The 20,326-nt window shown below is 72.4% G+C and carries 15 protein-coding genes and 1 pseudogene; 2 read left to right on the top strand and 14 right to left on the bottom strand.

Annotated features, from left to right (window positions below):
• Positions 1-212: 212 nt before the first annotated feature.
• The gene (gene ftsY / locus ACSNOG_RS04350) at positions 213-1,457 is read right to left on the bottom strand and encodes a signal recognition particle-docking protein FtsY (protein WP_436751171.1); all 1,245 of its coding nucleotides are present in this window, start codon (positions 1,455-1,457) and stop codon (positions 213-215) included.
• Positions 1,458-1,664: 207 nt separating this feature from the next.
• Between ftsY and ACSNOG_RS04345 the strand changes: the two genes are divergently transcribed.
• Positions 1,665-3,149 (top strand): purine-cytosine permease family protein, encoded by a 1,485-nt coding sequence (locus ACSNOG_RS04345; protein WP_436751170.1) that lies wholly within the window; start codon positions 1,665-1,667, stop codon positions 3,147-3,149.
• Positions 3,150-3,948: 799 nt separating this feature from the next.
• On the opposite strand, the gene ACSNOG_RS04340 is transcribed toward ACSNOG_RS04345, so the two are convergent.
• The 4 genes from ACSNOG_RS04340 to ACSNOG_RS04325 all read right to left on the bottom strand — a co-directional run bounded on the left by ACSNOG_RS04340 (position 3,949) and on the right by ACSNOG_RS04325 (position 10,380).
• Positions 3,949-5,367 carry a sugar porter family MFS transporter gene (locus ACSNOG_RS04340; RefSeq protein ID WP_436751169.1) on the bottom strand — a complete coding sequence of 473 codons (1,419 nt, stop codon included), beginning with the start codon at positions 5,365-5,367 and terminating at the stop codon, positions 3,949-3,951.
• Positions 5,368-5,591: 224 nt separating this feature from the next.
• Positions 5,592-9,200 carry a chromosome segregation protein SMC gene (gene smc, locus ACSNOG_RS04335; protein WP_436751168.1) on the bottom strand — a complete coding sequence of 1,203 codons (3,609 nt, stop codon included), beginning with the start codon at positions 9,198-9,200 and terminating at the stop codon, positions 5,592-5,594.
• A 268-nt stretch (positions 9,201-9,468) separates the two neighbouring features.
• Complete coding sequence (locus ACSNOG_RS04330) at positions 9,469-9,675, bottom strand: hypothetical protein (protein WP_030369319.1); 207 nt, start codon at positions 9,673-9,675, stop codon at positions 9,469-9,471.
• 423 nt (positions 9,676-10,098) lie between these two features.
• The gene (locus ACSNOG_RS04325) at positions 10,099-10,380 is read right to left on the bottom strand and encodes an acylphosphatase (protein WP_058046462.1); all 282 of its coding nucleotides are present in this window, start codon (positions 10,378-10,380) and stop codon (positions 10,099-10,101) included.
• Between the two features lie 310 nt (positions 10,381-10,690).
• Here ACSNOG_RS04325 and ACSNOG_RS04320 point away from each other — a divergent pair, with 310 nt between their 5' ends.
• Positions 10,691-11,587 (top strand): CAP domain-containing protein, encoded by an 897-nt coding sequence (locus ACSNOG_RS04320; RefSeq protein WP_436751167.1) that lies wholly within the window; start codon positions 10,691-10,693, stop codon positions 11,585-11,587.
• A 56-nt stretch (positions 11,588-11,643) separates the two neighbouring features.
• Here ACSNOG_RS04320 and mutM read toward each other — a convergent pair whose 3' ends face one another.
• The 9 genes and pseudogenes from mutM to ACSNOG_RS04275 all read right to left on the bottom strand — a co-directional run.
• Positions 11,644-12,531: a bifunctional DNA-formamidopyrimidine glycosylase/DNA-(apurinic or apyrimidinic site) lyase gene (mutM, locus tag ACSNOG_RS04315; RefSeq protein WP_436751166.1), complete on the bottom strand. Its 888-nt coding sequence runs from the start codon at positions 12,529-12,531 to the stop codon at positions 11,644-11,646.
• Positions 12,532-12,615: 84 nt separating this feature from the next.
• Positions 12,616-13,473 carry a ribonuclease III gene (gene rnc, locus ACSNOG_RS04310; RefSeq protein WP_436751165.1) on the bottom strand — a complete coding sequence of 286 codons (858 nt, stop codon included), beginning with the start codon at positions 13,471-13,473 and terminating at the stop codon, positions 12,616-12,618.
• 19 nt (positions 13,474-13,492) lie between these two features.
• Positions 13,493-13,666 carry a 50S ribosomal protein L32 gene (gene rpmF, locus ACSNOG_RS04305; protein ID WP_015657589.1) on the bottom strand — a complete coding sequence of 58 codons (174 nt, stop codon included), beginning with the start codon at positions 13,664-13,666 and terminating at the stop codon, positions 13,493-13,495.
• Between the two features lie 2 nt (positions 13,667-13,668).
• Entirely contained in the window at positions 13,669-14,355 is a 687-nt protein-coding gene (locus tag ACSNOG_RS04300) for a YceD family protein (RefSeq protein ID WP_436751164.1), read from the bottom strand.
• A 98-nt stretch (positions 14,356-14,453) separates the two neighbouring features.
• Complete coding sequence (locus ACSNOG_RS04295; RefSeq protein ID WP_436751163.1) at positions 14,454-15,602, bottom strand: ATP synthase F0 subunit B; 1,149 nt, start codon at positions 15,600-15,602, stop codon at positions 14,454-14,456.
• Between the two features lie 96 nt (positions 15,603-15,698).
• Entirely contained in the window at positions 15,699-16,178 is a 480-nt protein-coding gene (gene coaD, locus ACSNOG_RS04290) for a pantetheine-phosphate adenylyltransferase (protein WP_179082824.1), read from the bottom strand.
• Between the two features lie 26 nt (positions 16,179-16,204).
• Complete coding sequence (gene rsmD, locus ACSNOG_RS04285; protein ID WP_436751162.1) at positions 16,205-16,804, bottom strand: 16S rRNA (guanine(966)-N(2))-methyltransferase RsmD; 600 nt, start codon at positions 16,802-16,804, stop codon at positions 16,205-16,207.
• Between the two features lie 237 nt (positions 16,805-17,041).
• Positions 17,042-19,294: an ATP-dependent DNA helicase RecG gene (gene recG / locus ACSNOG_RS04280; RefSeq protein ID WP_436751161.1), complete on the bottom strand. Its 2,253-nt coding sequence runs from the start codon at positions 19,292-19,294 to the stop codon at positions 17,042-17,044.
• 37 nt (positions 19,295-19,331) lie between these two features.
• Positions 19,332-20,326: pseudogene (locus tag ACSNOG_RS04275) on the bottom strand (DAK2 domain-containing protein); the annotation flags it as partial.

Raw genomic sequence — 20,326 nt, 5'->3', positions numbered from 1 at the left:
GAAAGGGCCCCTTCCGCAGCTGCACCTGCGGAGGGGGCCCTTTCTCACGGATTCTCACGGATTCTCACGGGCACCTGCCCGGACGCCCCCCGGGACTCTTCCCCGGGAGTCTGCCCGGACGCCTACAAGGCGGCCGCCCGGCCCGGTGAACGCCTCACGGGCTCACCGGCGGGCGGCCGGCCTTCGGACGACGCCGACGGGGGTACGGCGTCTCAGTCGCCGATGAGCGCGTCCACGAACGCCTCGGGCTCGAACGGCGCGAGGTCGTCCGCTCCCTCGCCCAGGCCGACGAGCTTCACGGGCACGCCCAGCTCACGCTGGACGGCGACGACGATGCCGCCCTTGGCGGTCCCGTCGAGCTTGGTGAGGACGATGCCGGTGATGTTGACGACCTCGGCGAAGACGCGCGCCTGCACGAGGCCGTTCTGACCGGTGGTGGCGTCCAGGACGAGCAGCACCTCGTCGACCGAGCCGTGCTTTTCGACGACCCGCTTGACCTTGCCGAGCTCGTCCATGAGGCCGGTCTTGGTGTGCAGACGGCCGGCGGTGTCGACCAGGACGACGTCCGCGTTCTCGGCGATGCCCTCCTTGACGGCGTCGAAGGCGATCGACGCCGGGTCGCCGCCCTCGGGCCCGCGGACCGTACGGGCGCCGACGCGCTCGCCCCAGGTCTGCAGCTGGTCGGCCGCGGCCGCGCGGAAGGTGTCGGCGGCGCCGAGGACGACGGACTTGCCGTCGGCCACGAGCACGCGCGCGAGCTTGCCGGTGGTGGTGGTCTTACCGGTGCCGTTGACACCGACGACCATGACGACGCCGGGCTTCTCCTCGCCGTTGACGCCCACGCCGGGCTCGGTGTGGACGCTGCGGTCCGCGTCGGTGCCGATGAGGGTGAGCAGCTCCTCGCGGAGCAGGGCGCGCAGCTCCTCGGGCGTGCGGGTGCCGAGCACCTTCACGCGCTCGCGCAGGCGCTCGACGAGCTCCTGGGTCGGGGCGACGCCGACATCGGCGGTCAGCAGGGTGTCCTCGATCTCCTCCCACGTGTCCTCGTCGAGGTGCTCACGGGACAGCAGGGTCAGCAGACCCTTGCCGAGGGAGTTCTGGGAACGCGAAAGACGGGTGCGCAGCCGCACGAGGCGGCCGGCGGTGGGCTCGGGCACCTCGACCGCGGGCGCGGCGGGCGCCTCGGGCTCGGCCGGGGCGGCGGGCGCCCCGGCGGGGGCTTCGGCGGCCGGAGCCTCGGGTGCCGGGAGCTCGACCTCCTCCACGGTCCGGCGCGGCTCGGCGCTGGGGGTCTCGGCCTCCTCGCCGACGTGGGGCTCGGCGGGCGGCGCGGTGACGGACGGGCTGCTCGGCGGGGCCGGGGGCAGCTGCTTCTTCTTACGGCTGCTGACCACGAGCCCGCTGATCGCGCCGAGCGCGACCACAGCGATGACTACAGCAAGGATGACGATTTCCATAACGCCCCCAGTATCGGACACGGGGGCGCCGGGAGGCGGCCTCGCCGCTGACGTGGGCCTTTGGAGATTACGACAAGGACCAATGGCACTAAAAGCCTAAACTTGGAGCAAAGTACGATGGCGTGGGGCTGCGCAACGCGCGTAGAGTCCCCAAAGACCTTTTCTGCCCGGCTTCCCGCCCCGCTTCACCCGCACGGAGCCCCCCACATGGACAACGCGTCCAACCTGTCCACCGCCGAATCCGGCGGCGCGATAGAAACCCGCGGCATCGAGCCCGTTCCGGATCACGAGCGACACGGCCGGGTCCGTGAGCTCGTCCCCACCTGGGTCGCGGCCAACATCAGCGTGCTGCTGCTCACCATGGGCGCGGCCCTGGTGGTCTTCAACCAGCTGAACTTCTGGCAGGTCCTGATCGTCGCCGCCTGCGCCGCGCTCGCGTCGTTCGGCATGGTCGGCGTCCTGTCGGTCTCCGGCAAGTGGGGCGGCGCGCCGGGCGCGATGCTCTCCCGCGCGACGTTCGGCGTCCGCGGCAACCTCTTCCCCGGCGCGATCCTGTGGGTCGCGCGCTTCGGCTGGGAGACGATCAACGCGGTCACCGGTGCCTACGCGGTGCTGACCGTTCTCGACCTGGTCTTCGGGATCAAGAGCAACACCGCGCTGATCGTCATCACGCTCTTCGCCTTCGTCGCCTGCACGTTCCTCGTGAGCGGCATGGGGCGCAAGGCGCTGAACGTGTGCAACAAGTGGTCGACGTACCTCTTCGGCGTCTTCAGCGTCCTGGTGCTGGTCTATCTGATCGCCAACATCAAGTGGGACGACGTCTTCTCCAAGCCGGCCGGCACCACCGCGATGATGATCGCCGGCATCGGCACCATCGCCGCCGGCGGCATCAGCTGGGTCCCCACCGGCCCCGACTTCGCGCGCTACCTGCCGCACGCCGCCTCCGGCAAGAAGATCGTCGGCGCCACGGTCTCCGGTGCGGGCATCGTGATGGTCCCCATGGTCCTCATGGGCGCCGTCATGGCCGTCGCCACCCCCGGCCTGGCCGACGCGCCGGACCCGGTGTCCTTCCTCGGTGACATCCTCCCGACCTGGCTGGCCGTGCCGTACCTGATCACCGCCATCGTCGGCATGCTGCTGATCAACAGCCTCTCGATGTACTCGGCCGGCTTCACCGCCCAGACGATGGGCGTGAAGCTGCCCCGCGCCATGGCCGTCAGCATCAACGCCGTGATCTCGCTGGTCGGCGGTCTGCTGCTGATGCTGGTCGCGAAGAGCTTCCTCAGCTCCTTCATCACCTTCCTGATCCTGCTCGCGGTCTCCTTCTCCGCGTGGATCGGCGTCTACACGGTCGACATGGCGCGCCGCAAGGCCCGCGCCGTGCGCTACGACGCGGAGGCGCTGATGGACACCGGCCGCACCAGCCGTTACTGGTACGTGGGCGGCTTCTGCTGGCAGGCGATGACGGCCTGGACCGTCGCGCTGGCCGCGGGCATCTCCTTCACCAAGTGCGACTGGTTCACCGGTCCGCTGGCCTCGACGTTCGTCGGCAAGTACGGGCTGGGCTGGGCCGCCACGATCGCCATCTCGGCACTGATCATGGCTGTGCTGCCGGTGCCGCGCGAGGTTTCCGCGGCGGACGCCGCGGGTGCGGACGCCGGAGACGAGAAGCGCGTGAAGGTCGGCGCCTGACGCGCCCCCGCTTCCTGAACGCGGGTGCCCCCACCGTCCTGACGGTGGGGGCACCCGCGTTTTCGCCTCGCGGCGAGCGGTGCACCAGGCTCCGCGCTTGACCCGTAGCGGCGCGGCATGGGGCATGGCATGGGGCGCGGCCCGCTGCTACGGGCCTGCTGCGGGCCCACTGCCGGGCGGTACGGCGCCCCGGTCCTCGGTGCTGTGGCTGAGCGCCACGGCGGGCGGAAGCCAGCGGTGCATGAGGCGCCGACCGGCAGCCGGCGGGAGCACGCGGCAGCAGGCCGGTACGGCACCGGCGGACCTCCACGTCGGGGCTGAGCGCCACGGCGGCGGGAAGGGTCGAGCGGTGGGCCCCGGAATCGACGGGCCGCCGCGCGCAAAGGCTCGGCTTGGCTACGAGCCTGCTGGAGCTCGGCCCCGCGGCGCCGGACAGGTGCGCTGCGGCTGAGCCCCGCGGCGCCGGACAGGTGCGCTGCGGCTGGGCGTCGCGGCGGCGGGAGGAAGCGCGGCGGGCCGGGAACCCGCGGGACGCCGCGCAGCGGCGGCTCGGCTTCGCGCCGCGGCTGCGGCAGTGCATGGGGCGCGCCCCGCAATGACGGCACGGCGCCGTAGGCCCGCCCGCACGGAGCCCCCGATCTCCGCCGTGGGCCGCGGCCCCGCCGCCCTACGCCCCGTGCGCGAGGCCGTGCCAGCCCCACCGGCGTCGGCCCCGCTCGCGCCGTACGCAAACAGGACGCTGCCCCGGCTCGTCGGTGAGCCGGGGCAGCGTCCTGTTGAGGAGAGGGCGGCGGGGGGGTTAGCCCATCTCCTCCAACGCCTTGCCCTTCGTCTCCTTGACGTACTTGAGCACGAAGGGGATCGAGAGCACGGCGAAGACCGTGTAGATGATGTACGTACCGGAGAGGTTCCAGTCCGACAGGCTCGGGAAGCTCGCGGTGATGACCCAGTTGGCGACCCACTGCGCGGAGGCGGCGACGCCGAGCGCCGCGGCGCGGATGCGGTTGGGGAACATCTCGCCGAGGAAGACCCAGACCACGACGCCCCACGAGAGCGCGAAGAACAGGACGAAGGCGTGCGCCGCGATGAGGGCGACGGTGCCCTGGGCGGTCGGCAGGGAGCCGTCGGAGGCCTGCGCGGAGAAGGCCCAGGCCTCGAGGGCGAGGGAGACGGCCATACCGGCCGAGCCGACGATGGCGAGCGGCTTGCGGCCGACGCGGTCGACGAAGATCATCGCGATCACGGTGCCGACGATGTTGATGATCGACGTCGTGAAGGAGTACAGGAAGGAGTCGCTCGGGTCGATGCCGACGGACTGCCAGAGGGTGGCCGAGTAGTAGAAGGCCACGTTGATGCCGACGAGCTGCTGGAAGACCGACAGGCCGATGCCGACCCAGACGATGGGCAGGAAGCCCGCCTTGCCGCCGAGGAGGTCCTTGAAGGTGGACTTCTCCTCGCTGTGCATGGCGTCCTCGATCTCGGCCACGCGCTTGTCGAGGTCGACGGTGCGGCCCTCGACGTCGGCCAGGACGCTCTTCGCCTTGTCGATCTTGCCGACGGAGATCAGGAAGCGGGGCGACTCGGGGATCGCGAAGGAGAGCAGGCCGTAGAGGACGGCCGGGACGACCATGACGCCGAGCATCAGCTGCCAGGCCTCGATGCCCATGACGTGACCGCGCTGGTCGCCGTCGGCGAGGTTGAGGATGCCCCAGTTGACGAGCTGCGAGACGGCGATGCCGACGACGATCGCGGCCTGCTGGAAGGAGCCGAGGCGGCCGCGGTAGGCCGGCGGCGAGACCTCGGCGATGTAGGCCGGGCCGATGACCGAGGCCATGCCGATGGCGATGCCGCCGAGGACGCGCCAGAAGGCGAGGTCCCACAGGGCGAACGGCAGGGCCGAGCCGACGGCGCTGATGGTGAAGAGCGTCGCGGAGATCTGCATGACGCGGATCCGGCCTATGCGGTCCGCGAGGCGGCCCGCGGTGGCGGCGCCGATCGCGCAGCCGATGAGGGCGATGGCGATGACCTGGGCCAGGGCTGCGGAGCCGATGTCGTACTTCCCGCGAATGCCCTCGACCGCACCGTTGATCACGGAGCTGTCGTAGCCGAAGAGGAACCCACCCATGGCCGCGGCCGCGGTGATGAAGATGACATGGCCGAGGTGGTCCGGCTGGGCCTTGCGACCCTCGGACCCCTGCGCCGTCGCAGTGCTGGTCAACGTGTACTCCTGAGGCCCGGCGGCACTGCCGGGCGTGGGGGGCTGGCACTTCAAGTGGGGCATAGGACTTAGGGGCCCACCACTTGAAGGTATTAGCAACGCTGCAGACCCTATGTCTTCATCTTCTTAAGTCAATAGGTCGTAACCAAGAAGTTTCCAGGAGGCTTCTCACGCGTTGAGTTCAACACTTGAAGAAGTGAGGCTGCTGATGTGCGATGACAAGATCAACGCAGTCGCTGGCTGATCACCTTCGAGACGCCGTCGCCCTGCATCGAGACGCCGTAGAGCGCGTCGGCGACCTCCATCGTCCGCTTCTGGTGCGTGATGACGATCAGCTGCGAACTCTCCTGCAGCTCCTTCATGATCCTGATCAGCCGCTGGAGATTGGTGTCGTCCAGCGCCGCCTCGACCTCGTCCATCACGTAGAACGGGCTCGGCCGCGCCTTGAAGATCGCGACCAGCAGCGCCACCGCCGTCAGCGAGCGCTCCCCGCCCGACAGCAGCGACAGGCGCTTGACCTTCTTGCCCGGCGGCCGCGCCTCGACGTCCACGCCGGTGGCCAGCATGTCGTCGGGGTCGGTGAGGACCAGCCGCCCCTCGCCGCCGGGGAAGAGACGGGAGAAGACGCCCTCGAACTCCCGGGCCGTGTCCCTGTACGCCTCCGTGAAGACCTCCTCGACGCGCTTGTCGACGTCCTTGACGACCTGGAGCAGGTCGCTGCGGGTCTTCTTGAGGTCCTCCAGCTGCTCGGAGAGGAACTTGTGCCGCTCCTCCAGGGCCGCGAACTCCTCCAGGGCCAGCGGATTGACCTTGCCCAGCTGCTGATAGGCGCGCTCGGCGGCACGGAGCCGCTTCTCCTGCTCCTCCCGTACGTACGGCACGGGGCGGTTCCTGGGGTGCTCGGGATCATCCGGCAGCTCCTCGCCCTCGGCCGGCGGGGACGGCGGTACGGGCTGGTCCGGCCCGTACTCCGCGACCAGGCCCGCGGGTTCGACGCCGAGCTCTTCCAGAGCCCTGGCCTCCAGCTGCTCGATGCGCAGCCGCTTCTCCGCGCCGAGCACCTCGCCCTTGTGCACCGTGTCGGTGAGCTTGTCCAGTTCGCTCTTCAGCTCGCGGCCGCGGTTGCGCTCGGCCACCAGCTCGCGCTCCCGGGCGCCCTTCGCCTCCTCGGCGCTCCGCTTCTCCTCGTCGGCGCGCACGAGGGAGACCTCGACGTGCGCGAGGAGCTGCCGGGCGCCGGCCGCTACGGCCGAAGCGACGCGGGCCTCGTGCTGCAGCCTGGCGCGGCGCCGCTCGGCGCGGGCGCGTGCCTCGCGCTCGGCGCGGGCCGCCCGGTCCAGGCCGTCCGCCCGTCCCGCAAGGGCCTTGACGCGCTCCTCGTGCGTACGGACCTGGAGGCGCGCCTCCATCTCGGTCTGCCGGGCGTTGGCGCCGTCCGTGGCGAGCCGGTCCCGTACGGAGGTGTCGGGCTCCCCCTCGCCCTCGGCCGGGGCGGACTCCTCGGCGACGGCCAGCCGCTCGGCCAGCTCCTCGGCCTCCTCGCCGGCCCGTGCGAGGGCCTCCTCGGCGCGGGCCACGGCCGCAGCCGTCCGCCCGGCCTCGTCGGCCGCCGCGCGCGCCTGCCCGGCGAGCCGCCCGAGGGCCTGGGCGACCTGTGACTTCTCCCGGTCGGCCGTGCTGCGCCGGGACGCCAGATCCTCCACGCGGGCGGCGCACTCCGCGCGCCGTGCGGCGGCAGCGTGCTGGGCGGCCTGCAGAGCGTCGCACCGTGCGTCGAGGTCGGCGAGTTCGGCGGTGGCCTCGTCGACGGCCGCCTGGACCTCCAGGAGGCTCGGCGCGCCACCGGAGCCGCCCTGCGCGAAGTGGGCTCCGAGCAGGTCGCCCTCGGCGGTGACGGCGACGGCCCCGGGCCGTTCGCCGATCAGTTCCTCGGCGTCCTCCAGCGTCGCGACGACCACGACGTCGCGCAGGAGCGCGCGCACGGCGGCGAGGACCGGGGCGGGGCCGTCGACGAGTTCGAGGGCGGGGCGGGGAGCGCATGAGGCGGCGTCCGTTGCGCCCCGTGCGGGCTGCACGGGGCCCGGCGCGCAGGCCGCCGCCGCGCCGCGCTCCAGGCCCTGTGCCACGACGAGCGCCGCCCGTCCCGCGTCCTGCTTGCGGAGCAACCGCAGCGCTTCGGCCGCCGTGGCGGTGTCGGTGACGGCGAGTGCGTCCGCCGCGGCGCCCAGGGCCGCCGCGACGGGCAGCTCGTAGCCGGGCGCGACCGTGAGCAGCCCGGCCGCCGGACCCAGCAGCCCGGACAAACGATCCTGCGCCGCCAGCAGCGCCCCCGTGCCGTCCTTGCGGCGCAGCCCCAGGGCGAGCGCGTCGCGGCGGGCACCGGTCGCCGCGCGGCGCCGTTCGGCGGCGGTGGCCTCCTCGCGCGCCTCGGTCAGCGCGGCCTCCGCGGCGGCGAGTTCCCGCTTGGCCGCCTCGTGCCGGCCGGCCAGCTCGGCGTCCCCCGCGTCGAGCCCCTCGACCTCGGCCTGCTGCCGCTCGAACTCCTCCTGGGCGCCGGCCGCCCGCTCCCGGGCCTCGTCACGGGCGGCGGCCAGCCGGTCGATCTCGGCCTGCGCGGAGGCCGCCCGGCCGCGGGCGGCGGTGACGCGGCCCTGGAGCCGGGCGAGCTCCTCGCGGTGGTCGGCGATGGCACGGGCGGCGTCGCGCAGGCGGCGCTCCTCGTCCGCCAGCTGCCGCTCCAGGGCCGCGCGGTGCTCGGTGGTGTCCTCCAGGGCCCGGCTCGCCGCCTCCAGGGCGGCCTCCAGCTCGGCCTCCTGCTCCCGGACGCGGGCCGCCTCGCGCTCCAGGTCCTCCGGTTCGCGGCCGCGCCGCTCCTCGGCGGGGGCGGACGTAGCGCTGGTGACGCGGGCGTCGGCGAGTCCGATCGTGCCGCGCACGCGCTCGGCGAGGCGGGAGAGCTCGTACCAGGTCTGCTGGGCCGTGGCCAGGCGCGGGGCGAGCGTGCGCACCTGCTCCTCCAGGACCGCCTCGCGCCGGAGGGCGGCCTTCAGCTCGGCCTCGGCGCCGTCCTTACGGGCCTTGAGGGCCGCTTCGTCGGCCAGCTCGGCCCGCAGCGCCTCCCGGAGGGTAACGAGGTCGTCGGCGAGGAGCCGCAGGCGGGCGTCGCGCAGATCGGCCTGGATGACGGCGGCGCGGCGCGCGACGGCCGCCTGCCGGCCGAGCGGCTTGAGCTGCCGGCGGAGCTCGTCGGTGAGGTCCTGGACGCGGGCGAGGTTCGCGCGCATCGCGTCGAGCTTCCGCAGCGCCTTCTCTTTGCGCTTGCGGTGCTTGAGGACGCCCGCCGCCTCCTCGATGAAGGCGCGGCGGCCGGTGGGGTCTGCGTGCAGCACGGAGTCGAGCTGCCCCTGGCCGACGATGACGTGCATCTCGCGGCCGATGCCGGAGTCCGAGAGCAGCTCCTGGATGTCCAGGAGCCGGCAGGTGTCGCCGTTGAGCTGGTACTCGCTGCCGCCGTTGCGGAACATGATCCGCGTGATGGTGACCTCGGCGTAGTCGATCGGCAGGGCGCCGTCGGAGTTGTCGATCGTGAGGGAGACCTCGGCGCGGCCCAGCGGCGGGCGGCCGGTCGTCCCGGCGAAGATCACGTCTTCCATCTTGCCGCCGCGCAGGGACTTGGCCCCCTGCTCGCCCATGACCCAGGACAGGGCGTCGACGACATTGGACTTGCCGGAGCCGTTGGGCCCCACGACGCAGGTGATCCCGGGCTCGAAGCGCAGGGTCGTCGCGGAGGCGAAGGATTTGAACCCCCGCAGGGTCAGGCTCTTGAGGTGCACGCGGTAGGACTCTACCGCCCGGGCCTCCGCGGGAGCCGTCCCGGAGGGCATGCTGGCGCGCCGCGCCCTTCAATTGGTTTCACCTTGGAGGGGGCAGGGCACATCAGTCGTTAAGAGCGCACCGAAAAGTGGGAAAAAATAGCCGCAACCGCGGGAAAAGCTACGACGATACGATGATCGGAAATGACGAAGGGACGCCGAAGCGTCCCTTGCAACTCTCAAGCGGCTGACAGTGCAGCCCGACCGGCCCCCGGGGCAGGGCCTCCGGTCAGGCGAGCGCAGGCTCCGCCTTGGAAACGTCGATGCTGTCGAGCAGCGAGTCGCCGTGGTGAGCGGCGGCAGACAGCGCGTCATTCTCGGCCTGCATCCGGATGAGCTCGGATTCGAGGTCCTGGACACGCTGCTGAAGCCGTCGCATCTCGGCGAGGACTCGGGGGTCGGAGCCGCCGACGTAACCGAGAAGCGCCTTTGCCATGATGGATGGTCCTCCACACTGAGTGACCGACCGAAGCGGTGTGGGTCGTGAGGGATTCGCACCCGCGGTGTCTGCCATCGTTGCTGCAGTCTTCAATGCCAAACAGCTAAGGTGCGCGGGGCTTCCAGAGTCTCACCAAAAAGTTTGACGGTCAACACGATCACACCCCGTATCCGCGGGCGTCCCGGGGGGCGCTGCGGTCAATGCGCGGCGCCGGCACGGCCGGGGCCCGGAGGGGCGTGGAGATCATCCGTTGACTCGCAGCCTTCCACGCCCGGGCCGTCTTGGCAACCATCAGGGAATTTCTCGCGGGCGCATATGCCATCGGCATATCACTGAGGTCATCGTGACCCTTGCCCCCCGTTCTTCACGGCCCCCGGGCACGCCCTCCCGGACGATTTTCCGTTTTCCGAACCGTTATGGTCAGCGGATCTCGAACCCGTCATATCCACCCCGCGGGTCACCCCAGATCTCGGTGACCCCTTCCACCCGTCCCGGCGTGTCGCCCGCCCGCAGCCAATCGAGCAGGAGTTCGCATCCCTCGCGCGGGCCCTCCGCGACGACCTGGACCCGGCCGTCGGCGAGATTCGACGCGAAGCCGGCGAGCGCTCCGATGCGCAAAGCGTTCTCCCTCGTGAACCACCGGAAGCCGACACCTTGCACATGTCCACGGACCCACGCCGTGAGACGGACATTCTCGTTCATGTCTGCACGCTAACCGGCCAATTGCATAATCAGCACTTCGACCCCGCGTCTATTGCCGTACAGTCGCGGCTCGACAAGGTCTCCCCTCCCCGTACGAGTGACGCACACCGAGCCGAACACGTAAGGAAGGCAGCGGATGGGTCGCCATCGACGCTCTGCCCCCAGGACCGCAGGCAGCCCCGTCCCCGCTCCCCCGCAGGCCGGGAGGACGAGCGGCGCCGCCGCCCCGGGTCCCTCCGACGATCCCGGCGCCCCGGCCGGGGAATGGCCCCCTGAGCCCCGCCGGTCGCGCGCCCGGCCGAAGGCCCCGGTGCGGACGGGGCTGCTGGGCGCGTCCGCCGCCATGGCCATGGGCGTGGTCGCGATGACCTCCGGGCTGTTCTCCGGCGGGGGCACCCTTCAGCTCGGCAGCGACGGCCACGGCGGCGGTCAGGTGCGGACCGACGAACCGCCCCTGACCGAGTTCACGCGGCCCGACGCCGGTCCGGCCGGCCGCGGCCAGTCACACGTGAGCCGCAACGCCGAGCGGCCCCCCGTACCGCACGCGGACACCGCCGTGCCGGCCGGCGCCTCCGCTCCGTCCGAGCCGTCGGCAGCGCCTTCCGGCGCGGCTCCGGGGGCGCAGGGGCCGGGTGGCGCACCGGACCCCGGGCCGGGCGGCGGTTCCGGCGAGGTGCAGCGCACCGACGCCCCGGGCCGGGAAGAGGCAGCCCCGGCGCCCCGTGCCCAGGCTGAAACGCAAGCCCAAGCGCAGGCGCAGGGGCGGACGCGCGTCGCCGAGCACGCACCGTCCGCCGGGCAGGATCAGACAGCCGATCAGGCCGCCCTGTATCCGTCGGTGGCACAGCAGTTGCTCGTCCTGGTCAATCAGGAACGGGCCAGGGCGGGCCTCCGGCCACTGAAGGCCAGTCCCCGGCTGACGGGACTCGCCCAAGCGTTCAGCGACGACATGGCACGGCGCGGTTTCTTCAACCACACGGACCCGGACGGCCGCACGCCCTGGGACCGCGCCGCCAAACACGGCATCCGCAACCTCGGCGGGGAGAACATCGCCCGCGGCCACCCCGACGCCCACGCCGTGATGGACGCCTGGATGCACAGCGCAGGTCACCGGGCGAACATCCTCAACCGCGAGTACCGCACCCTGGGCATCGGGCTGAACACCAGCGCGAGCGGCCCCTGGTGGACGCAGGACTTCGGCTACTGACCCGCCGCACGGGGCGCCCCGGCGGCTCAGAGTGCGCGGGCGTGCGGAGCGTGGAGCTAGGCGGCGCGCGGGCGCGGGGGGCGCTGGCAGCGCGGGCAGAAATAGCTCGAGCGGTTCATCCAGGGACGGCGGCGCATGGCCGTACCGCAGCGGCGGCAGGGCTCGTCCTCGCGCCCGTAGGCGTCCAGCGAGCGGTCGAAGTAGCCGGACTCGCCGTTCACGTTGACGTAGAGGCTGTCGAAGCTGGTGCCGCCGACGGCGAGGGCCTCGTTCATGACCTCGCGGATGTGCAGGAGCAGCTCGGCGCTGCGCGGCCGGGTCAGGGTCGCGGTGGGCCGGTCGTAGTGCAGGCGGGAGCGCCACAGCGCCTCGTCGGCGTAGATGTTGCCTACTCCGCTGATGAGCGACTGGTCGAGCAGGGCGCGCTTGAGCGTCGTACGGCGCCGGCGCAGCGCGGCGTGGAAGGCCTCGTCGTCGAAGGCGGGGTCCAGCGGGTCGCGGGCGATGTGCGCGATGACGTCGGGGAGCCCCTCGGGGTCGCCGGGCACCGTGTCGTGCAGGGAGAGCCCGCCGAAGGTGCGCTGGTCGACGAAGCGCAGCTCCGTGCCGGCGGTGTCATCGAAGCGGATGCGGATGCGCAAGTGCTTCTCGTCGGGGGCCTCGTGCGGCTGGACGAGGAGCTGACCGCTCATGCCGAGGTGGGCGAGGATCGCGCGGTCGGGGGCCGCGGGGCCCTCCGTCTCCAGCGGCAGCCAGAGGTACTTGCCGCGGCGGCGGGCCGTGCCGAGGCGGCGGCCGGCCAGCTGGGCGGCGAAGTCCTCGGGACCGGCGAGGTGGCGCCGGATCGCCCTGGGGTGCAGCACCTGGACGTCGGCGACGGTGCGGCCGCAGGCCCACTGTGCCAGTCCGCGCCGGACGACCTCGACCTCGGGCAGTTCGGGCACGGTGCTCCTCCGGGCGTGCGGCACGGTCGCCGAACGCCGGGCGTCCCTGGAGTCAGGGGCGCCCGGCGTTCGGGGACGTGTGCGTCAGGATGCGGCGTCGGCATCGGTCGTAGCGACCCCGGCCTGCTCCGCGGCGTCGGCCTTCCGGGCCTCCGCCTTGTCCGCGGCGTCGGCCTTCTGGGCGGCCTCGGCCTTCTGGGCGGCGGCAGCTCGCGCTTCCGCCGCCTGATGGATGGCGCGCCAGGCGGCTTCCGCCGCCTGCTGCTCCGCTTCCTTCTTGCTGCGGCCGGTGCCGGTGCCGTACGCGACACCACCGACGCGGGCAGCAGCCGTGAAGGTCTTCTCGTGGTCGGGGCCGGTTTCCGAGACCAGGTACTCGGGCACGCCGAGTCCCTCCGTCGCGGTCAGCTCCTGGAGGCTGGTCTTCCAGTCCAGGCCGGCGCCGAGGTTCGAGGACTTCTCGATCAGCGGATCGAAGAGCCGGTGGACCAGCTCGGCAGCAGCCTCGAGACCCTGGTCGAGATAGACCGCACCGATCACCGCTTCAAGGGTGTCCGCCAGAATGGACGCCTTGTTGCGGCCGCCCGTGCCCTCTTCACCGCGGCCGAGCCGGATGAAGGAGCCGAGGTCGAGCCCACGGCCCACCTCCGCCAGTGCACGGGAGTTGACCACCGCGGCCCGCAGCTTGGCCAGCTGGCCCTCGGGCAGGTCGGGGTGGATGCGGTAGAGCGTGTCCGTGACCACGAGGCCCAGCACGGAGTCCCCGAGGAACTCCAGGCGCTCGTTGGTCGGCAGACCGCCGTTCTCGTACGCGTAGGAACGGTGGGTCAGCGCACGCACCAGAAGGGCGGTCTCGAGTTTGTACCCGAGCCGCCCTTCCAGAAGCGTGTGAGACGAGGCCGTGTCCGCCGGCGCCCTCTTCGGCGTAGTGGCGTCTGACATGGAGCCTGTCACCCGCCGATCAGACCTCGAGGACCTGGCGCTTGTTGTAGGTGCCGCAGCTCGGGCACGCGATGTGCTGCTGCTTCGGCTCGTGGCAGCGCTCGCACGCCACCAGGGGGGTGACCGCAGCCTTCCACTGCGACCGGCGGTGGCGCGTGTTGCTGCGCGACATCTTCCGCTTCGGAACAGCCACGGCTACTTCTCCTGTGAGTCATCCCCGACGGAGCGGGGTGCGTTGTCCTTCTCGCCGTCCTGGTCGGAACCGGCGAGTCCCTGCAGTGCCGCCCAACGAATGTCGACGGTCTCGTGGTGGTGGTCCGGGTCGTCCGCCAGCCGCGCTCCGCACTCGGAGCACAGGCCGGGGCAGTCGTCCTGGCACACCGGCTGCAGCGGCAGTGCGAGCACCACCGCGTCACGCAGCACGGGTTCGAGGTCGAGCAAGTCGGCCTCGAGAAAGAGCATGTCCTCTTCGTCTTCCTCGGCGTCGTCGCCGGTATCCGCGGGGCGGCTCCGGTCATCGGCGTCGGGGTAGGAGTACATCTCCTGGAAGTCCACTTCGAGCTCTCGCTCGAGCGGCTCCAGACACCTTACGCACTCCCCGGTGAGCGGTGCACGGGCGGTGCCTGTGACAAGCACCCCTTCCATGACCGACTCCAGTCGGAGGTCGAGCTCGACGGTCGCGCCCTCGGCCACGGAGATGACCTCGATACCGAGGTGATCGGGGGCCGGGACGGAGCGGGAGACCCTCTTCAGCGCACCGGGACGCCGGCCCAGCTCGCGTGTGTCGAACACGAGAGGGGAACGGTGATCGAGGCGGGCGTTCAGGGCTTCCTGCTTTCTACGCTGCGGTACGGCGGCCCCGAGCCGTATGCGGTGACGCATGCGAGGAGGGCAGCCGAGATCGCGAATGCACACGCGACCGAAGAGCCAGGATACTGGACGGGTCGCCGTAGACCCAATCGGCCGTCGTACGGCGCCGGTCAGCGGCCCTGTTCGTAGCGGCGGAGCTGCTCCAGGTCGATCATCGACGTGTCGAAGAGGCTCGTCTCGTCCAGCGCTCCGCCCGCCTGGGGCCGGCCGTCCTGGGCGGCCTGATGCGGGGCGGCCTGATGCGGGGCGGGCTGATGCTGCTGGGGCGCGTAACCTCCCGCGGCGCCGTAGGTGTCGCCCGGGGCCGGGGCGGACCAGGCGTAGGGGTCGGCCTGCTGGTAGCCGCTCTGGACCGCGTACGGGTCGGCCTGCTGCCCGTGGGAGCCGTCCGCCCCGTACTGCTGCTGGTAGACGTACGGATCGGCCGCCCCGTAGCCCTGCGCCTCGTAGTAGCCGTCGTAACCCGCGGCGGGCACCGCATGAGGCGCGGCATGGGGCGCGGCGGCGGGCTCCGGTGAGGCCGGCGCATGGGGCGCGGCCAGCCCCGCGAGGAAGTCGGCGTCGCTGGTGGGGCGGGCGGCGTGGAAGCCGTCCTGGGCCGCCATGTGGGCGCCCAGCTCGTCGGCGGGGCGGGCCCCGAGGAGCTTCTCGCGGCCGCGCCCGACGGCCTCCAGCGTCTTGCTCAGGACCGCCGAGACGGCGCCGAGCTTCGCGTCGACGTAGGCGTCGGCCTGCTGCCGCTGCACGCGGGGGTCGGAGCTGGGCTCCGGGGCGTCCCCGTCGCCCTCCGGCCCGCCGTAGCCGCCGTCCCCGTCCGCGCGGCCCAGCAGCTTCTCGCGGCCCCGGTCGACGGAGCCGATGGTCTTGGTGAGGACGACCTCGAAGTTGGCGAGCTTGCTGTCGACGTAGTCGTCGGCCCCGGCGCGGATCTCCTCGGCCTGCCGGCGGGCCTCGGCGAGGATCCGGTCGGCCTCCTCCTGCGACTGCCGGGCGACCTCGGTGTCGGAGATCAGCGATCCGCGGTGGGCGCGAGCGGATTCGATGATCCGCTCGGCCTCCTCACGGGCCTCGGCGACCAGCTGCTCGCGGTCGCCGATGAGCTCCTGCGCGCGGGCGAGCGAACCCGGCAGCCCGGCGCGGAGCTCCTCGAGCAGGGCGAGCAGCTCGGCGCGGTTGATGACGCACGAGGCGGACATCGGCATGGACCGGGCGCCGGTGACGGTCGTGACGATCTCGTCGAGCTTCTTCTGGACGTCCACCTGGCGCTCGCCACTTTCTTCTGCCGGACGACACGAACGGGGACGACTGTACGGGCAGTCGGCCTCCGCCGGACAGCTGCCGGGAGGGGCGGGGTGTCAGCGCTCGCCGAGCCGTTCGGTGAGTGCCTCCAGCACCAGCGGCGGGACCAGGTGGGAGACGTCTCCGCCCCAGGCCGCGACCTCCTTGACCAGGCTGGACGACAGGAAGCTGTACGTCGGGTTGGTCGGGACGAACAAGGTCTCGACGCCGGAGAGCCCGTTGTTCATCTGGGCCATCTGCAGCTCGTAGTCGAAGTCGCTGACCGCCCGCAGCCCCTTGACGATGGCGGGGATGTCGCGCTGCTTGCAGAAGTCGACGAGGAGGCCGTGGAAGGACTCCACCTGCACGTTGCCGTACTCCGCGGTGACCTGGCGGAGCAGGTCTATCCGCTCGTCGACCGTGAACAGGCCCTTCTTCGACTGGTTGATCATCACTGCGACGTGGACGACGTCGTACAGCCTGGAAGCGCGGGCGATGATGTCGAGGTGTCCATTGGTGACGGGGTCGAACGACCCCGGACAGACGGCGCGGCGCAACGGTGTCTCCTCGCTCTCCGGTCCATTCATGACGCGCGGGGAGAAGTCTCTTCGGCGCACGTCGAGGCGGCGCGACCGTACCAAAGCGTCCCCTCGCCGTAGCGACGGGCCCTCAGTGCCTCGAAACCGTCCGGCCAGGGGAATTCCCCGCCTCTGGTGCTGCGCTCCACGGTGGCCAGCGCCTCGTCCGCAAGCCACCCCCCGGCACGGAGTGTGAGGAGAATCTCGCACAGCGCCTCGTCGGTGACGGCGTAGGGCGGGTCGAGGAAGACCACGTCGTAGGGGGCCGCGGGGGGCGGGCCCGCCACGATCTGCTCGGCCTTGCCGGAGCGGACCTCGGCTCCGGGCAGCCCGAGCGTGCGGACGTTCTCCCGGATGGTGCGCGTCGCGCGGGCGTCGGCCTCCACCAGCAGGACGTGCGCGGCGCCGCGCGAGAGGGCCTCCAGGCCGACCGCGCCCGAGCCCCCGTACAGGTCCAGGACGCGGGTGCCGTGGAGGGTGCCCAGCAGGGACTCCAGGGTGGAGAACAGGCCCTCGCGCGCCCGGTCGGAGGTGGGGCGGGTGCCGGTGCCGGGCGGCACGGCCAGGCGGCGTCCGCCGGCGATGCCGGCGATCACGCGGGTCATGGGGTCCTCGGTCCTTCGCGACGGTGGTGACGGTGGTGCGGTGTACGTGGTGCGGCGGTGCGGCGGTGTACGTGGTGCGGCGCGTGGCGGGCCGAGGCAGCCCTGACGGGCGGCAGGCCGGGCGCCGCCTCTTCAGCCTAGGGCGTCGGAGCCCGCCGGGCGCCTCCGCGGGGGCTCCGGCCGGGCGCACCCGGCCCTTGCCGGCTCGGCCCTCCTGCGGCCCGGCGCGCTCCGCGGTCAGCCCTTGTCCAGGTACTGCTCCCGCTCCTCGTCCAGGAGGGCGTCCAGCGCGGTGCGCAGGTCGGGCAGGGCCTCCAGCTCCGGGTCGGCGGCGACGACTGCGGCGGCCTCCTCGCGGGCGGCGGCGATGACCTCCTCGTCGTCGATGACCGTGAGCATGCGCAGTGACGAGCGGACGCCGGACTGGGCCTGGCCGAGGACGTCACCCTCCCGCCGCTGTTCGAGGTCGATGCGGGAGAGCTCGAAGCCGTCCAGGGTGGCGGCGACGGCGCCGAGGCGGGCGCGGGCCGGGCTCGCCTCCGAGGCGTCGGTGACCAGCAGGCACAGGCCCGGGGCGGAGCCGCGCCCCACGCGGCCGCGCAGCTGGTGGAGCTGGGAGACGCCGAACCGGTCCGCGTCCATGATCACCATGACGGTGGAGTTGGGCACGTTCACGCCGACCTCGATGACGGTCGTGGCCACCAGGACGTCCACCTCCCCGGCGGCGAAGCGGCGCATCACGTCGTCCTTCGCGTCGGGCTGCATGCGGCCGTGCAGCACCTCCACGCGCAGCCCCTTCAGGGGCCCCTTGGTGAGCTGTTCGGTGACGTCCACGACGGCGAGGGGCGGGCGCCGCTCGCCGTCCGCCTCCGCGGCGCCCTTCTCCGGGCCGCTCGTGGCGCCGCCGGAGCGGCTCTTCGCGGCCGGCTGGGCGCCGTTCTCCTCCCCCGGGTCGTCGCCGATGCGGGGGCAGACCACGTAGGCCTGGTGGCCGCCCTCGATCTCCTCGCGCACCCGCTCCCAGGTGCGCGCCAGGAAGTGGGGTTTGTCCTTGGCGGGCACCACGTGGGTGGCGATGGGCGAGCGGCCGGCCGGCAGCTGGTCCAGGACGGAGGTCTCCAGGTCGCCGAAGACGGTCATGGCGACGGTCCGCGGGATCGGCGTCGCGGTCATCACCAGCAGGTGCGGCGGTTGCTTGCCCTTGGAGCGGAGGGCGTCGCGCTGCTCGACGCCGAAGCGGTGCTGCTCGTCGACCACGACGAGGCCGAGGTCGTGGAACTGCACCTTGTCCTCGATGAGGGCGTGGGTGCCGATGACGATGCCCGCCTCGCCGGTGGCCAGGTCGAGCAGCGCCTGCCGCCGGGCGGGCATCCCCATGGAGCCGGTGAGCAGCACGACCTTGGTGCCGTGCTCGGCGCCGCCGAGCATGCCGCCCTCGGCGAGCTCCCCCATCATCTCGGTGACCGACCGGTGGTGCTGCTGGGCGAGCACTTCGGTGGGCGCGAGCATGGCGGCCTGGCCTCCGGCGTCGACGACGCCGAGCATGGCGCGCAGGGCCACCATGGTCTTGCCCGAGCCGACCTCTCCCTGCAGCAGGCGGTGCATGGGGTGCTCGGTGGCCAGGTCGTCGAAGATCTCCGCGGAGACGGTGCGCTGACCGTCGGTGAGGGTGAAGGGCAGCTTGGCGTCGAAGGCGTCGAGGATGCCGCCGGCCACCGGCTTGCGGGCCACGGCCGGCAGCTGGGAGTCGGCGTGCCGGCGGCGGGCGAGGGCGACCTGGAGGACGAACGCCTCGTCCCACTTCAGGCGGGCCCGGGCGTCCTCGATGTCGGCCTTGGTGCGGGGCCGGTGGACCTTGCGGAAGGCGTCGGGGAGCGCGGCCAGGCCTCGGCCGTCGCGCAGCGAGGGCGGCAGCGGGTCGGTGAGGCCCTGCCACTGCTCGGCCTCGAACAGGTCCAGCAGGGTGTCGACGGCCTTGGTGAGCTTCCAGGACTGGAACTGCTTGCAGGCCGGGTAGATCGGCAGGAGGCGGCCGGCGAAGGCCTCGGCGGCGTCGGCCCCGCTGTCGCGGTCCAAGAGCTCGTAGTCGGGATGGAGGAGCTGGCGGGTGCGGTTGAAGACCGAGACCTTGCCGGCGAACATGCCGCGGCGGCCGGGGATCAGCTCCTTCTCCCGCGCGTAGGCGCCGCGGCCGAAGAAGACGAGGGTCAGGGAGCCGCTGCCGTCGGTGACGACGACCTCCAGGCGGACGCCCTTGCCGTGGTTGAAGGTCTTCATGGCCGCCTTGGCGACCTGGGCGACGACGGTGACGTGCTCGTCGAGCGGCAGGTCGGCCAGGCGGGTCAGCTCACCGCGCTCGGCGTAGCGGCGCGGGTAGTGGTGCAGCAGATCGCCGGCCGTGTGCAGGTCGAGGTGCTCGGCCATCACCTTCGCGGTGCTGCCGCCGAGGATCTTCTTCAGGGGTTCGTGAAGCGCTGGCACGCGTCCCATTGCACACCACGGCACTGACAGACGGTGTCATTCGAGGTCACTCGATGCCGATGAGCAGCGGCGGCGACTGCTGTCCGCCCCGGTAGACCACCGTGTCGACGGCGAGGTGGCCGCCCCGTACGTGCCTCTCCAGGCGGTCGGCGACCGCGTCGGGGACGTCCGCGCCGAGGACGAGGGTGACCATTTCGCCGCCCGCGGCCAGCATGCGGTCCAGGACGGTCGCGGCGGTGACGGCGAGGTCGGAGCCGATGACGGCCACGTCGCCGTCGATGAGGCCGAGCACGTCGCCCGCCTGGCAGATGCCGGCCATGGTCCAGGCCTGCCGCTCGGCGACGGCGAGCTCGGCGTAGCGGGTGGCTCCGGCGGCGGACGTCATCGCGACGACGTCCTCGTCGAAGCGGCGCGCGGGCTCGTGGACGGCGAGCGCGGCGATGCCCTGGACGGCGGCGCGGGTCGGGATGAGGGCGACGCGGACGCCCTCGGTACGGGCCTGCTCGGCCGCGGCGGCCGCGGTGTGGCGCAGCTCGGGGTCGTTGGGGAGCAGGACGACTTCGCGGGCGTTGGCGCGCCGGATGGCGTCGACGAGCTCCCCGCTGGCGGGGGGCTCCCCGGGGCGGGCCGCGACGACGGTGGCGCCGGCGTCGGTGCACAGCTCCGCGAGGCCTTCGCCGGGGACGACCGCGACGACGGCCCGCTCGGCGGGCTCTCGGGTGCGGGCGGGGTCGCCGGCCGGTGTTCCGGAGGTTCCGGCGGCCGCTCCGGCGAAGTGGGTGATGCGGATGCGGTGGGGGCGCCCGGCTTCGATGCCGGCCTCGACGGCGGCTCCGGCGTCGTCCACGTGGACGTGGACGTTCCACAGGCCGTCGCCGCCGACGACGACGAGGGAGTCGCCCAGGGCGTCGAGGCGGGCGCGCAGGCGGGCGACGGCGGTGTCGTCGGCGTCCAGGAGGTAGATGACCTCGAAGGCGGGCGAGGTGCCGCCCGGGGCGGTGGTGGCGGGGCAGGGCGCGGGGCCCTGCTCCGGTCCGGCGG

The sequence above is a fragment of the Streptomyces sp. URMC 124 genome (assembly GCF_051386455.1).
GTDB lineage: Bacteria > Actinomycetota > Actinomycetes > Streptomycetales > Streptomycetaceae > Streptomyces.
Note: the sequence above shows the minus strand (reverse complement) of the source record. Positions and strands in the feature narration are given on the sequence as shown.

Excerpts from the sequence above, each read along its gene's own strand:
- ftsY (WP_436751171.1), bottom strand. The coding sequence starts at position 1,457 with ATGGAAATCGTCATCCTTGCTGTAGTCATCGCTGTGGTCGCGCTCGGC.
- ACSNOG_RS04345 (WP_436751170.1), top strand. The coding sequence starts at position 1,665 with ATGGACAACGCGTCCAACCTGTCCACCGCCGAATCCGGCGGCGCGATA.
- ACSNOG_RS04330 (WP_030369319.1), bottom strand. The coding sequence starts at position 9,675 with ATGGCAAAGGCGCTTCTCGGTTACGTCGGCGGCTCCGACCCCCGAGTC.
- ACSNOG_RS04325 (WP_058046462.1), bottom strand. The coding sequence starts at position 10,380 with ATGAACGAGAATGTCCGTCTCACGGCGTGGGTCCGTGGACATGTGCAA.
- rnc (WP_436751165.1), bottom strand. The coding sequence starts at position 13,473 with ATGTCAGACGCCACTACGCCGAAGAGGGCGCCGGCGGACACGGCCTCG.
- ACSNOG_RS04300 (WP_436751164.1), bottom strand. The coding sequence starts at position 14,355 with ATGCGTCACCGCATACGGCTCGGGGCCGCCGTACCGCAGCGTAGAAAG.
- rsmD (WP_436751162.1), bottom strand. The coding sequence starts at position 16,804 with ATGACCCGCGTGATCGCCGGCATCGCCGGCGGACGCCGCCTGGCCGTG.
- recG (WP_436751161.1), bottom strand. The coding sequence starts at position 19,294 with ATGGGACGCGTGCCAGCGCTTCACGAACCCCTGAAGAAGATCCTCGGC.